Genomic DNA, 14,726 nt, shown 5'->3' on the forward strand with positions numbered 1-14,726 from the left:
TTGGTTGGTCCGCTCAGAGCAGACCGGCAGCGCGCATGCCCTCCTCGGCCTTGGCGATCTGTGCGGCGTTGGGGCCGATGTTCGGCAGACGCATGGTGGTGTCGGGAATGTATCCCCTGACCTTGCAGGCGGCCTTGGCCATCACTGCCTGATAGCCGTCACCGTTCAGGGAGTGCACCAGCGGTGCCAGCTGGTTGGCGAGACGGCGTGCGGTGGCGATGTCACCCTCGTCGAACGCCTCGACGAGACGGCGCATGGGATTGCTGGCCACATGCGCGATCACCGAGATGATGCCGACTGCGCCGATGGACAGGAACGGCAGGAACAGACCGTCATCACCGGAATACCATGCCAGACCGGTGCGTTGCTGCTTCTCCACGGCCGCGGCGAGATCACCGGTGGCGTCCTTGACGGCCTTGACATGCTCGAGTTCGGCGAGACGATCATACGTTTCGATGGACACCTTCAGTCCGGTACGACCCGGCACGTCGTACACGATGATCGGCTTCTCGGCGACCTCATCGACGGCCTTGTAATGACCGACGATGCCTTCCTGACTCGGACGCGAATAATACGGCATGACGACGAGCACGGCGTCCGCGCCAGCCTCCTGGGTCTGCTCCACCATACGCACGGTGTGCGCGGTGTCGTTGGAACCCGCACCGGAGATCACCGGCACGTCCACGACCTCCTTGACGGCCTTCACCAACGCGACCTTTTCATCCATGTGGGTCACCGGCGATTCGCCGGTCGTGCCGTTGACCACCAGACCATCGGCGCCGTCGGCGACCAGATGACTGGCCAAAGCCTGAGCGGCCTCATAATCCACATTGCCATCCGCGGTCATCGGCGTGACCATAGCGGGAAGGATACGCCCGAACGGGGCAGGGTCGAGAAGATGCATTGTACCGTCACTCATATCGCTTACCGTACTTCGGATTGTGGACTCGGACAGGACGATGTCCACAATACGCAGACGTGGTCTACTCAGTTGCGGCGGGGAACGCGGCAGCCGCCTTGTCGATCAGACGATCGAGCAGATCGGTGCCACGCATCACGCCGGTCCATGGATTGGCGTCGTACCCGTAGACGATGCCCGCCAACGCTCCGGCCACCGCGGCAGTGGTATCGGTGTCACTACCCAGATTCACCGCCTCGCGCACACAGTCCGCATAGCAGTCGGTCGTCGTCAGACACCAGAACGCGGCTCCGAGCGTGGCCAGCACAAATCCGCTGGAACGAACCTCACTACGCGATGTGACATGCGGATCCGGCACCTCGGCGATGGCCCAGGCCCTGTCGATCGCCGCAGCACGGCGATCCCGAATATCACTGTCATCATCGGCATCGCCGTCGGATGTGGAAGCCAGCCAGGCGGGCGACTCCGCGATCAGCAGACGCGCGGCGTGAATGAAACGCACACACGCACTCGTGCTGATCTCATGCGCATGCGTGATCGCACTCACCGCACGGATGTCATCATCGGAGCAGTCGACGAACGCAAGCGGGATGATGCGCATCAGACTGCCGTTGCCGTTGTCGCGCTCGCCGTCCCGTCCTTTGCCGCTGGCCAGGGCATAGCTGGTCGTGCGGCCGATGTCGAACACCTTGCCGTCGGGCGTATACTCGCCGTTGCGCGCCCACGCGACGAACCTGCCACGCATGTCGTCGACGTTCACCGTGCCGTTGTTGTCGGCGAGCGAATCCAGCGTGCCGAGCATCATCGCGGTGTCGTCGGACCATGTGCCGGCGGGCTGGTCGTGCGTGCCGTGGCCGATCATGTCGACGCAGCGGAAGGTGTCCCGCGGATTGAACTCGTACGGCACGCCGAGCGCGTCACCAACCGCCTGCCCATATACGGCCGCCCTGAGCGTCGCCGCCATCACATCATTCAGCATTGTGAAACCTCCATAACCGTACGTATCGTACCCGCCGCATCCGGCGTATCTGCCGTATCCGACGCATCCGGCGCAACCGTCGCAACGGCGGATGATGTTCTGCCTGATTTACAGATCAAGGAACTTGTCAAGGCCGATGGTCAAACCGGGGTGCGCGGACACGCTGCGCACGGCGAGCAGCACGCCCGGCATGAAGGAGCCGCGGTCGAAGCTGTCGGCGCGGATGGTGAGCTGTTCTCCGGCGTTGCCCAGCAGCACCTCCTCATGCGCGTTCAGGCCGCGCAGACGCACCGCGTGCACGTGGACGCCGTCGATCACCTGGCCGCGCGAGCCGCCGTCGGTTTCGGTGGCGTCGGGCATGGGGCCGAGTCCCGCGGCGCGGCGGGCGTCGGCGATGGTGTGCGCGGTGTGGATGGCGGTGCCGCTGGGGGCATCCACCTTGTTCGGATGATGCAGCTCCACGACCTCCGCGGATTCGAAGTATCGGGCGGCCAGACCGGCGAAGTAGTCGGCCAGCACGGCGGAGATGGCGAAGTTCGGCGCGATGAACACGGCCTGGTCCTTGCGCGGAGCGGCGGCGAGTGCGGCACGAACCTGATCGAGCTTCTCGTCGGTCCAGCCGGTGGTGCCCACCACCACGTCCACGCCCTGACCGATCAGCGCGAGCACGTTGTCCAGCGACACGGACGGCACGGTGAACTCCACGGCCACGTCGGTGTTGTCCGGGTTCACCTGCGTCAGATCGTCGCCGGCGTCGAGCGCCAGCGCCAGTTCGGTGTCGTCCGCCTGAGTGACGGCGTTGACCACATTGCCGCCCATACGGCCCTTGGCACCGATCACGGAAACCTTGATCATCGATATCTCCTTTGCATCGTGATGCTGTCTACCAGCGTGTTTGATGTGCTCCAGTTGGTTTGTTCTGTATATATGTGTCTATCATCACCGGTCGAACCGTCACCCAGTCACCGGTCGAACCGTGCGCGCAGAATCCGTATCGTCTTCGGCAGCATGATCGTGAACGCGGTCAGTCCGAGAATCCACAGCGGGTATTGGATGAGCACGGCCATGCGCATCGCATGATCGGTGTACAGGTTCGGGTTGGTGGCGCCCTGCGCGTCGAGCAGCAGACCGACGCCGAGGAACACGATCGCCGACGACAGGAATCCGCCCGTATTGGCGAAGCCGGTCGCCGCGCCGAGATTGGCGGGGCTGTTGGTGTCACGCGCGAAATCGAATGCGATGTTCGACGCCGGACCGCCGCTGGACATGGCCAGCAACAGCAACACCATGAACCAGGTGGGATGCGGACCCGGGGTCAGCAGCAGGATCGTCCAGCAGATCATCTGCGCGCCCACGGTAGTGTAGACGATCGCCGCGCGTCCGTGAATGGGATGGAGACCCGCCACCCGGCCCATGATGAACGCCCATGCCACGTTGATCACCATGCCAATCGCCAGATACGCGCTGGCCTGAGCGCGCGAATAGTGTTCCACGGCGAGCAGGAACGGGAATCCCCACAGTTGGTTCATCATGTTGATGGAGAACCAGGTGGTGGCGTGCACCCAGAATCCGCAGAACGTGCCTGGGGTCTTCAGCGCCGCACGCAGTCCATTCAGCGCCGCGCGCAATCCCCCCTGCGGACGTTCGTGATGACGGCCGGTCTGGTTCGGATCGTCACGGACCCCCATCAGCACCGCGGAGGCGATGCACACACCCACACCGGTCAATGACAGGAACGCGACCTGCCAGTTCGTCAGGCCAAGCAGCCAGACGAACGGATAGATGGAGATGATCTGCCCCATACCGCCGAGCATGGACGTGATCTGGTTCATCAATGGCACCTGACGGAACGGGAACCATGCGGACACCAGACGAATCACCGAAATGAACGTCATCGCATCGCCCATGCCCACGATGCCGCGCCCGACAATCGCAAGCGCGGTCACTGGCGCGACGGCCATCATCGCCTGACCGACGGCCATGAACAGGCCTCCGGTGGCGATGAGCTTGCGCGCGCCGAACCGGTCGAGCAGCACACCGGCCGGTATCTGCATGATCGCGTAGACGAACAGCTGCAGATACAGGAACATCGACAGCGCCGTGCTGGTCGTGTTGAAATGATGGGCCGCCTCGATGCCCGTGGCCGACAGGGATGATCGGCAAGTGACGGCGAAGATGTAGCCGGCCATGGCCACCGCCCACATCGCATATGCCTGTCCGCCGCCCAACCGCGGAGACTGTGTTGGCTGTTGTGTCTGCGTCTTCTCTTGCACGGACCGCCCGGTCGAGCGTGTCGTATGTTCACTCTCGCTCACTCGCACATGATATCGCCGTGCCGTCATATCGTGCCGGTTTTGCCCACGGGGCCGTTGGAAGCTGGCCAGATTGCCGGATCGTATCAGGCGATCATCGTGGCACGACGTCGGCGACGGGCCAGACCCCATGCCAGCGCGGCCAGCGGAACCGCGCACGCGGTGGCGACGAACGGCAGCGTCATGCCGGCGGGTACGCCCATGGAGTCGAGCACCACGCCGCCGATGGAACTGCCCAGCGAAACACCAAGGGAGTTGCCCGTGGCCAGCCACGACAGTCCTTCGGTCAACGACTCCTCAGGCACGATCTCCTTGATCAGCAGGTTGCCGGTTGCGAACGTGGGGGCCACGAATAGTCCGGCCAGCACCTCGACCACGCCCAGCGCGATCAGATTGCCGGTGAACAAGCGGAATCCGATGTACCAGACCGACAGGATGGCAAGCAACACCACCATGTGGCTCCAATGCGACCCCTTGAGCTTGATCGATCCGAATACCAGCGCGCCGACCAGGGAGCCGAGGGCGAACATGGCCAGCTGCAGTCCCACGAGCTTCTCCACGCCCATCGCCTTGGTCATGGCCGTCACCGACACATCGAACGCGGAGAAGCTCGTGTTGAACGCGATGAACACGAGCACCAGCAGCGCCACGCCCGGGTACAGGAGTGCGCTTTTGACGTGTCGCCGCGCACTCATGGCGTTGATCTTTCTGGAGGATTCACCGGCACGCACGTTGCCGCCCTCCCCGATCACGCTGCCACCGGCATTGGCCTCCACCGGCGTGACCGTGATGACGGGCGGCTGCGTGGACTTGAGCGAGAAGAATACACTGCCGCCGATCAGTGCACACAATGCCGGGAACACCAGCTGGGAGACCGGGTGCACGCTGGTGGCAAGGAACGCGGCCATGATCGGGCCGAGGATGAACACCGTCTCGTCAATCGCGGATTCAAAGGCGTAGGCGGCGTTGAGCAACGTGTCGTCCTGCTGTCCGCGCAACGCCCATGCCCAGCGGGTGCGGACGAGCGCGCCGAATGCGAACTGCGTGATGCCCGTGAGCACGGCCAGCACGAACAGGACGGCCAGTGGGATGCGCAGCAGCGCACCCAGCGCGAAGGACAGCATGGCCACCACCTGCACGGCGAGGGCCACCCGTCCCACCTTGAGCTGGCCGAACCGGTCGAACATGCGGGCGTAGAACGGCGTGACCACGGCCGCCGACAGCACATACACCGCGCTCATGGTGCCGGCTACGGTCCAGTTGTCGTACAGATGGTTCAGCGCCAGCACGATGCCCAGCCCCATCATGGAAATGGGCATGCGAGCCACGGCCGCCGCGGCGCAAAACGCCTTGGCGCCCGGGGTGCGGAAGATCAGCGCGTAGGGGGAGGCATGGCGGTAGGAGCCAGACGTTCCTCCCGCGGCCGGATCCTTCTGATCGGGTACCTGTGACGTTTCGGACTGTAACTTCGTCATTGGTCAACCTCATGGAACTCTTGGTATTGGCTGGTCATCATCGGACCGGCCGACTCTCATACGGGCAATCCGATGAGCAAGGGTTCCGGCGTTCTCGTGGGGATCCTGTCAGGACTCCATGAAAACCGATGCCGGGCGGCTTGGCTTCCGCGGCATGTGTGCGTCAATCATTGTCGGATGGCGTGGGCATTCCCTGCAGTATGAGGGATATGATCTCGTCTTCGTCCTTCGGCTGGGCGTGCAGTTCGCGCTCCGATTCGTCGTCGACACTGAGGTAGTACAACGTGGCGTCAATGCGCTCCAACGGCACTCCCCTGATGCGGGACCACAGTAACCGATACAGGTCAAGTTGGGCAAGTTTCTCCTGGATGCCCTGCGTGTCGGTCGGTTTGCGTCCGGTCTTCCAGTCGACGACGGTGAATCGGCTCGTATCAGTCGGATCGTCGAGCCCGCCCGCAAACACGGCGTCGAGTTTGCCGTCGACGACCTGCCCATCAAGGTCCGCGACGATCGACTGTTCCACGCATACCGCGTTGCGTTTCGCCCATCGGGAGTCAATCAGACGATGCTGCCAGACGAGCAGATGACGGTCACGCGCATCCAGAGTGCCATTGGCGAGCGCCTGATCCCGTTCCCTCACCTCGGCGATCATGGATTCACGTACATCCTGCGGCAGCATGGCGATCGATTCGGCGGTCTGCATCATGCCGTCGCCCTGCGGGCAGATGAACCGTGCGGCCCAGTTGTGGAATTGCGTGCCGGCTTCGGCGGCCGGTGAGGAGCTGCGGGGAATCGGGCGAATGATGCCAGCCCACATCCGGTAGCGTTCGTCATCATGAGACCGGCGTTTCTTGCCGTCGACGCTATCGGTGCCGGCAGTCGCGTCATCGTTCAGGAGCGTCATGCGCTTCTGAATGGCGGTCACATTTTGACGGCCGAAGGCAAGGATGCGTTTGCCCTGCTTTTCGAGGTCATCGATGCGGTCATGATCGGTCATCGATGCGGTATGGCCTGACATTATCTCTTTCGCGTAATCGAGCAGAGTCCGAGGTACCGCATTCTTGGTGGAATCCGTCATATTCGCCGTGTCCGTCTTCTTCGCATACACCGCGTGCACGCTACTCATGACGGTCTTGGCCACGGGCTCCGCCAATGGGCGCGGCCACGGCACGAGCTCGTGTTCGGTCTGCTCGACCGGATCCAGCCATGCCTCGCCAACCACGGCATTCTCGTATTCCTCGGCATGATCACCTGCGAAGAAACCGTAGGAGAAGCGTACTCTGCCGTCCGGCATGATGATCCTGTTAGGAAGATTCGTCGGCGAGCCGACGGCATCCGATCGTCCGACAAGCGCCTCGTGCACCTCCATCCAGAAGTTCGACGCGTTTTTCTCCAGCATGCCAAAGATTGTGTCGACGATATCGCTGGCGGCCTTGTCGGCACGGGGCAGTGTGATGTCCGACGAATCGTTCACGGCATCATCCGGCAGATCATCCGCCGAGTCGTCCTCATCTGCCAGATCATCCGGCGAAAGGGTCGCCGTCATACGAGACAGATTGTTCCGATCCGCGCTGAACGTGAGTAACGCGGCACGCTTGGCTCGTGTGAGTGCCACGTACATGAGCCGACGCTCGTCGGCGTGCAACCGCCGTCCGTACTCCTCGCTTTGGCTGAGGAACCCGTCATCAGCATCATCGGCGGGATCCTCCACCGGAACGTTCTTGCCCGGCGCATATACCTCCTGGTCCACGCGTTCCACGGTGTCAAGAGCATCGAGCTGCGCGATCGGGTCGCCGTCCACGTCGGCGTCATGCGGGAACCGCGGCAGAATGGCGGAGTCCACGCGAACCGGCACAGGTACCGCGGTCTGGTCGGTCAGCCAGGTACGGGCGGTCTCCCGATATTCCGGCGGCGCCCACCGGCCATCGGCACCCACGATGCCGTACTGCTCGATACTGACGCTCAGCGAATCGCCCTGACTGCTGGGAAATCCCTTTGCCGTCAAACCGGCCACGACCACGGCATCCCATTGGAGACCCTTGGCCTGATGGATGGTCATCAACGTCACGTCGGCCTTGCCGGAACTTTGCCCGCCACCGGTTTCCGGGACTTTGCTCAACGCGTCGACCCACGTGATGAATCCCCTCAGCGAAGGCGCCGAATTCTCCGGAAGCTCCTGCAGATACGTGTCGGACAGGTCCGCAATGGCGTCCATCGGCGCACGCGCCGCCGTAGGCGCATGACCGCCGTCATGACCGGCGATCGCCTGCGCCACTACGCAGTCGATATCAAGGCCAAGTTGTTCCACGGCGGTGCGCAGCACGTCGGGCAACGGCAGATGCATGTGGGATTCCATGACGCGCAGCATGGCCGCGACATCCAGCAGCAGACGCTTGCCGCGTTTGGAAACTTTCGTGTCATCAAGCTGATGGGCGAAATTCGAGGACAGGAGAAGATCGGCAAGGAACACGCCATTGGGCACGATATCGCGATGCTGGTTGACGATGCCCTTCCACTCGCGTCGCGGCTCATCTCCAGCGGCGAACCCCGCGGTGGCCAGCGCCCTATACCGGTATTCGAGGTTCGCGTTGTCGGCGAGTTTCGCGGCGATCCTGAGATCGTCGGCTCCGATGGCGAAACGGGGTGTCGCCATCAGTCGCATCAATGCACCGGTATTGGTGTGATCGGCCACCGCATGCAGCAGAGCGAGCAGATCCTTGATCTCCGGACGATCCAGCAGCGCGGAGTAGCCCACCACCTCGCAGGTGAGCCCCGCCTGTTCGAGCGCTTCACGGTAAGCGGAGATCATGCTCTTGGAACGGAACAGTACGGCCACATGTGTGCCGTTGACCGGCTTACCATGCTCGTCCACGCCGTACAGTTCCTTGGCCTTGCGGGCGAACCGAACCGTCGCGTCAATCTCCTGGCCGCGTGTGACATAGCCTTGCACGCCGACGGTGCCCAGTGGAGAGAGCTTGCCATCGGAGCTGACCCAGGGCTTGAGGACATCCACATCCACTTCGCGCATCAGCGAGCTGCTCGGACGACGCTGCGCACGACGCAGCGGCAAAGTCAGATCATTGGCGGCCTCCAGCACGATGCGTGGATTACGGTGGGTGCGTGTCAACGCATATGGACGATACGGGGCATCCGCATTGTCGCGGGAGGCGTCCATGCCGAAATCGTGCTGGAACATACGGAACGCGCCGGGACTGGCACCACGCCATGCGTAGATCGACTGGAACGGGTCACCCACCGCGTTAACGGCGGTATGGGCAACGGATGTTCCCGACGCCGTCCCCGCACCGGTCTTCGCGTTCGTATGGAACAGCGCGGCGAGCAGCGTCGCCTGCGTGGTGGAGGTGTCTTGGTATTCGTCCAGGAACACATGGGAGTAGCGACGACGGTATTCCTCGCCGATCGAGGGAAAACGCTGGATGAGCTGGAATGCGGCGATGGTGAAATCGCTGAACTCCGCCATGCCGGCACGGCGCTTGGCATTCTGGAATTCCTCGGCCAGCGTAAGCAGCAGTTCACGGCGGCGGGTGACATCACGCAGCGCATTGGCACGATACAGGGCACACTCATGCTCATACCCGCTGAGCCGAAGAGCATAGTCGGCGACGCTTTCGGACTTTTTGCGTTTCGGCGGCCGCTTAGCGCTCGGATCCTTTTCGGGAATAGTTTCCGTGCCAATGAGTGTGTTCAGCCGGTCGATGAACGCGGTGTCCCAAGCGCGAATACGTTCCACGGCGTCATGGAAGGTCGGCACATCACCGCCGATCATGGAGTTCGCAATGGCGTGCGACAGGTCCATGAGTCGTGTGGTCAGCACGGAGAACTGTCCCATGTCCGGGGAATCATCCCCGTCAACGTTGGGAACACCGGTGTCGTCCATCCCGTCGTCGGAGGTCGAACTGGCGAACAGCAATGCCATATGCTTGCCGACAACGTCAGAGGCCAGCTGGTAGGCACCGGCCTCACTCAGCGGCTGCGTGTTCTGATCCATGCCGACCAGCAGTCCATACTGCCGCACGATCGACTGGAAGAAGGCGTCGTAGGTGTAGATCTCCGGTTTGAGGAACGCCCTGTCGGGATCGGCCCCGTGGTCCGCATCGGCGTGCATGGCCTTGGTCACGGCTCCGGACACTCGGTCCAGCAGTTCGGACGCCGCCTTGCGTGTGAAGGTGAGGCCGAGGATGCGTTCGGCCGGCACGCCACGTTCGATCAGTGCGATGATGCGGTTCGTCATCGTATAGGTCTTGCCCGAGCCGGCTCCGGCCACCACCAGGATGTCGTCGTTCACCGGGGCGTTGATGACCGCCGCCTGTTCGTCTGTCGCCGTCATTATCGGACCTCCAATACGGATGTGATGTCATCGGCACAGGCGGGACATGCGTCCTTGTGCCAGCAGTATTTGACATGTTGATCATCGGGATCGGCCAGCAGTCGCGTCGACTGCACGGCTCCGGCCGCGTACAGCACGCGAGCGATCATGGTCAACGCCCAGATGGTCTGTGTGCCACGACGGTCGAGCAGACTCTGCCATGCGGTCTCACTGACGCCTTCCGGCGGTACGGTCGGCAGGACGGGCTCGTCGAACAGTTTGTCGATGGACGCCGCGTAGGAACGCGGCTCGAACTCTTTGTTAATATGCCCGTCGCGGAACAGGGCCGGCTGATAGCAGGACTCGGCCACGCGACTATACGAAGGCGCCGGCTTGTCCTTGACGAAGAACAGCCCGGACTGGCCAATGGGAGGAATCTCGGGAAGCTTGCGAGGCTCTCCGTTCCCGGCCGTGGCGTCCCTTGCGGCCATCAACTGTTCGTCGAACTGCTCCCCCAGCTGGTAGCACACCAGCTGCAGGTCACTGAAGTTCTGTTTGGCGTTCCGCGACTTTCCGGTCTTGTAGTCGATGAGACGCAGCTGACGGGTGCCGTCGGCCATCACACGAGTCTCCTCGCGATCCATACGGCCCGAGATGCACACCTGCAGGTCCGGTTGCATGCCTTCCGGCCATCCACCGACCAGCGCGCCGAGTATGCCGTAGAGATCATCACGGCTGATCGGCGTCACGTCCGGCATGGCATTGTACGCGGTCAGGATCCAATCCAGATCGAATCGGGCGAGGAACGGCTTCTCACAGGTTGCGGATTCAAGGGTGCCGACCAGCACGGGCGGCGGTGTCTTTCCCTGACGCCCGTACGTGTCGTCTCCGGACGAGCCCTTTCCGCCTACGGCCGTGGCGCTGTTCACAAAGTATTCGGCGATGTGATGCAGCAGCGTGCCGGCGGAACGATCCTTGACCATGGCGTCGTATCGTTCGGCCACGGTGGGGATATCCTCGGGATCCACGCGCAGTTCGGCGTAGATATCGAGCATGCGGCCGATGATCGCGGCGATTTTCTCCTCCGAGGTCGCTCCCGGCTGATTATCCGGCATGTCCAGCCCTTCGGCGCTGGCACGTTCGGCCACGGCATGGATGATGGTGCCGAATCCGGTGGCCACACTCGAAGGACGCGGCCCCACGAACTGGTTGTCCATCAGCCAGCACACCGGACAGTTCCAAATGCCGTCAACCGCCGACGGAGACAGCCTCACCACGGGTGCCGTGGTTCCGCTCCCGCCCGCTGCCATTTGTTCGTCGATGCTGTTGCGTTTCTTGGCCGACAATCCATCGGGCACGGCTTCGATGTCAAAGACCGCGGTGTCATCCGGCAGATCGGCGGTATCGGACGAAGCCGAATCGGCATACACGAACGGCCAGTTCTTCGGATCCGCGTATGCGACCCCCTGCGCGCTCAGATACCGCAAGGTGTCCGCGGCATCACGGAAGGCCTCATCGCCCACGGCATCCTTCCCCGCGGCGAGGATGGCTCTGGCCTCGGTCACGATGCCGCGCACACTGAGCTCCAGACCGTGGAATCGTTCCTCCTCGCCCACCTCGGTGTATCGGGTGAACGGTCGGGTCTCGTCATCGGAATCCTCACGTACGAACAGTTCGGGCATAAGCCCATACAGGAAGTCCGACGGCACATGATCGTCATCCGACACCGCGCTCACCTGCACCTGTGATTCGGCTCTGGTCAGCGCCACGAGGAAACTCCGCTTCTCGCCGTACAGCACCGACGTCACCCGTTCGGAACGCGCTGACGGCACATCGCCGGATCCGCTTTGGGCGATCGACGAGGCAAGCTTGCCGTGCAGCATCACGTCGGCCAGATCATCGGCCCCGAACATGGTGTTGCGTGCGGCCAGATTCGGCCATGTTCCCTGCTGAATGGCGGGCATCCACACCAGCGGCCAGCTATGCCCGATGGCACCGGCCGGTGTGGTGAGCGTCACCGCATCCTCCAACGGTCGCACATGTGCGAGGGAGTCCGCTTCGAGTTCCATGCCGCGTACCTGTTCCACGAACGCGGTCACATCATGCTGGGCTCCGGTGGATTCGGCGAACTGGAACAGACGCATGGCGGTGTCGAGCCGATCGTCCGCGGAGCGGCCATCGGCGTCGTCACGCAACGCCTGACGCTGCCATCGTTCGGCCACGCCGGCCGCCTGCCATGCCTCCCACAGCACGTATCTGGCTTCGCGCAACGGCATGGCAGAGAGTCTACCCGCCACGGTGTCGATCATCGTCCATGCGCGTTCGAATGCGGCGGCTTCCGGATCGGTCCAGATTCGCTGCCGTGATGCGGTGCCAGATTCATCGGATTCCACGGCGAAGCGGGAGCCAAGCACCTTGTGGATCGCCTGCATCATCCGTTCGGCGGGAGCCCCGCCAGCGGCGAGCAGCAGATTCATGGCGTCGACGCCGAATCCCATGGATGCGGTGTCGGCCGACGACCCCTGTCCCATCAGGGAATCGTCCACGCTGATAGCAGCGTCGTCGTGACGCAGTCGGTCGCGCAACGCATACCAGTCATCCATGATCGTGTGCAGAAGCGCTCGATCCATCGTCGTCGAATCGCCTGCCGTCGCAGCGTCCGCCGTATCGTCATGATCGGGCTGGGCGATCACACGCGCCAATGATTCCAACGCATTCATGGCGGAATCGATCGCGGATACGCGCAACGGGTGTGCGGATCCTGCCGTCATCACGCTGACCAGCGGGCTTCGCAGCAGCATACGCATGCGGGAACGCACGAATGCGGCGAGAGCGCGGGCGTTCATCGACGTGCCGTCGATGCCCTGTTCCCGCAGCAAGGCCAGTTCGATGATGGCGAACAGTCCCTGGACGAACGGCTCCTCCTTGAGGGGTTTCGTCACCGACGAGTAGCGCACCGACACGCCTTCGCGGCGCAGCCGTTCGCCGAATGCGCGCACGGTGTTGTTGTCGTGGGCGATCACGGCCATATCGTTCCAAGAGGTATGGCCGACCGTGTGGGCGTGCTGGATATGCCACACCACATCGTCGAGTTCCTCGCCGGTACTGTGATAGATCGCGGCGCGCACGCTGCCGTCGGCGGATACGGCCGGTATTGCATCGGCGGGAAACGCAAGCGACGTGATCGGCGCGGCACCCGGCCATTGCGGCATCTTGCCCAAGCGATCGGCAAGAGGCACCGATGTCGGCTCCAGAGACAGAATGCCCAGCGATGTCCGCGCGGCGACCAGGTCACGATACGAGTAGGAGCATGAGTCCGGCGAGGTCCATACATTGTCGTCGGTGTCAGCGGCGTCGTCAGCCGCCTTGCCATTCCCCCGGACTTCCCCATGATTCACCGATGCGTTGGCGTCGGGAATCAGCTGTACCGCGAACGCGCCAAGACGTCCTAGATTACGGTCGTTCACCATGGTTGTAGCGACGGTGGAATCATCACCGGAATCATCGTCGACGATGGTGTCCAACGGCTGTTCCGTGGCACGGAAGAACAGGAACTCCGGGTACGATCCGCGGAAGCCCTGCACCGCCTCGTCGGGATTGCCAATCAGAAACAGCGTGCTTCCCGCCTGTTCGATCGCCTGCAGGAACGCCATGCCGGCAAGTGTCACGTCTTGTACGTCGTCGACGATCACCACACGGGGAATGGCCGCGTCATCAGTCGGCAACGCCTCGCGTATCGCCTGCCGCACGGCTTCGGTGCCTTCGACCAGCAGGCGTGATGCGTCCAATCGATATTCATGCGGGTAGAGATCGTTGATCTTCTGGATGTATTCGCGTCGCAGAGCGAACGCGACCCTCCATTGTGTAGCCAGTCGTTCGCCGCGGAGACCGGATTCGCCTGTGGCGTCGGCCAGCGTGGCGATGATGGCGTCCTCCTTGGAGGAGGATGCGCCGAGTTCGTTCATGCGGGCGAGCATGTCACGAAGCTGATTGATGAACACGTCGCTGATGCCGCGTTCGAACAGTTCATCGGTAGAGGCATTGCGCGGTTCGCCGGCTGCGAAACCGGCGTTGTCGTTGCCCACCGATGCATCCGGATTCGCCGCGTCGGACGCGGACACCAGCCCGGTCCAATTCGTGGACGCGAAATACGTGGCGAGCAGTCGGCAGGTGTCGCATTGGTCGCCCGCCCGCACATGGGCCACATGCGAGGCCAGTACGGAACGGAGAATGGCATCCTGTTCGGCGCCATTAAGCAGTTTCGGCCCGGGAAGCCCTTCGCGGCTGCGCATGGCCGAGATGATGCGGAATGCCAGCGCCGCGAGCGTGGTCACCGGTCGGGCAAGAGCGGTCTGACCTACGTCACGAATCACCTGTAGGCTCAGCTCATCGGCGATGACGCGGTTGGATACGATCATCACGGCACCTGTCGGCGTCGCCTCATCGTAGGCGGTTTTGTCCGCGGTTCCCGGCCTGCCGCCATAGAGCACTTTCAGCGCAAACGTCGTTTTACCCGAACGCGGCGGACCGGCCACCAGCATGGTGCGGGTGAGCCGGGCATCCTCGGAGTCCCCCGTTCCGTAGGGAAGAGCCCTCCCCTCCAGCAGGTGCTGGGCCTGCGCAAACGCCTGGTCGATCGTCATTGCCTCGTATGGCGTACGTTGTTTCGTCATGCCACCCATCCTATCCTCGTAGGGCATGGGTGGCGATTTTC

Annotated in this window: 7 protein-coding genes; all 7 read right to left on the minus strand. The window is 62.9% G+C overall.

The genetic code is table 11. The features are described from left to right. Nucleotides 1–13 precede the first annotated feature (13 nt). The 7 genes from dapA to EP30_RS04295 all read right to left on the minus strand — a co-directional run bounded on the left by dapA (nt 14) and on the right by EP30_RS04295 (nt 14,685). Nucleotides 14–919 carry a 4-hydroxy-tetrahydrodipicolinate synthase gene (dapA, locus tag EP30_RS04265; protein WP_094662837.1) on the minus strand — a complete coding sequence of 302 codons (906 nt, stop codon included), beginning with the start codon at nt 917–919 and terminating at the stop codon, nt 14–16. A 64-nt stretch (nt 920–983) separates the two neighbouring features. Beyond that, nucleotides 984–1,898 carry an ADP-ribosylglycohydrolase family protein gene (locus tag EP30_RS04270; protein ID WP_258185359.1) on the minus strand — a complete coding sequence of 305 codons (915 nt, stop codon included), beginning with the start codon at nt 1,896–1,898 and terminating at the stop codon, nt 984–986. 108 nt (nt 1,899–2,006) lie between these two features. After that, the gene (gene dapB, locus EP30_RS04275; protein WP_094662839.1) at nt 2,007–2,753 is read right to left on the minus strand and encodes a 4-hydroxy-tetrahydrodipicolinate reductase; all 747 of its coding nucleotides are present in this window, start codon (nt 2,751–2,753) and stop codon (nt 2,007–2,009) included. Between the two features lie 107 nt (nt 2,754–2,860). Beyond that, nucleotides 2,861–4,171 carry a nitrate/nitrite transporter gene (locus tag EP30_RS04280; RefSeq protein WP_181160786.1) on the minus strand — a complete coding sequence of 437 codons (1,311 nt, stop codon included), beginning with the start codon at nt 4,169–4,171 and terminating at the stop codon, nt 2,861–2,863. Between the two features lie 125 nt (nt 4,172–4,296). Continuing rightward, on the minus strand, nt 4,297–5,685 hold the full coding sequence (locus EP30_RS04285) for an MFS transporter (protein WP_140556438.1): 1,389 nt from the start codon (nt 5,683–5,685) through the stop codon (nt 4,297–4,299). Between the two features lie 163 nt (nt 5,686–5,848). Next, the gene (locus tag EP30_RS04290; RefSeq protein ID WP_140556441.1) at nt 5,849–10,033 is read right to left on the minus strand and encodes an ATP-dependent DNA helicase; all 4,185 of its coding nucleotides are present in this window, start codon (nt 10,031–10,033) and stop codon (nt 5,849–5,851) included. After that, nucleotides 10,033–14,685: a PD-(D/E)XK nuclease family protein gene (locus EP30_RS04295; RefSeq protein ID WP_140556444.1), complete on the minus strand. Its 4,653-nt coding sequence runs from the start codon at nt 14,683–14,685 to the stop codon at nt 10,033–10,035. Before EP30_RS04295 ends, EP30_RS04290 begins: the two co-directional genes overlap by 1 nt. Between the last annotated feature and the right edge of the window lie 41 nt (nt 14,686–14,726).

The organism is Bifidobacterium sp. UTCIF-39, assembly GCF_006408715.1.
GTDB classification, from domain to species: domain Bacteria; phylum Actinomycetota; class Actinomycetes; order Actinomycetales; family Bifidobacteriaceae; genus Galliscardovia; species Galliscardovia tissieri.

Coding starts and splice junctions, on each gene's coding strand:
- EP30_RS04295 (WP_140556444.1), bottom strand. CDS start 14,685: ATGACGAAACAACGTACGCCATACGAGGCAATGACGATCGACCAGGCG.
- dapB (WP_094662839.1), bottom strand. CDS start 2,753: ATGATCAAGGTTTCCGTGATCGGTGCCAAGGGCCGTATGGGCGGCAAT.
- EP30_RS04290 (WP_140556441.1), bottom strand. CDS start 10,033: ATGACGGCGACAGACGAACAGGCGGCGGTCATCAACGCCCCGGTGAAC.
- EP30_RS04285 (WP_140556438.1), bottom strand. CDS start 5,685: ATGACGAAGTTACAGTCCGAAACGTCACAGGTACCCGATCAGAAGGAT.
- EP30_RS04270 (WP_258185359.1), bottom strand. CDS start 1,898: ATGCTGAATGATGTGATGGCGGCGACGCTCAGGGCGGCCGTATATGGG.
- dapA (WP_094662837.1), bottom strand. CDS start 919: ATGAGTGACGGTACAATGCATCTTCTCGACCCTGCCCCGTTCGGGCGT.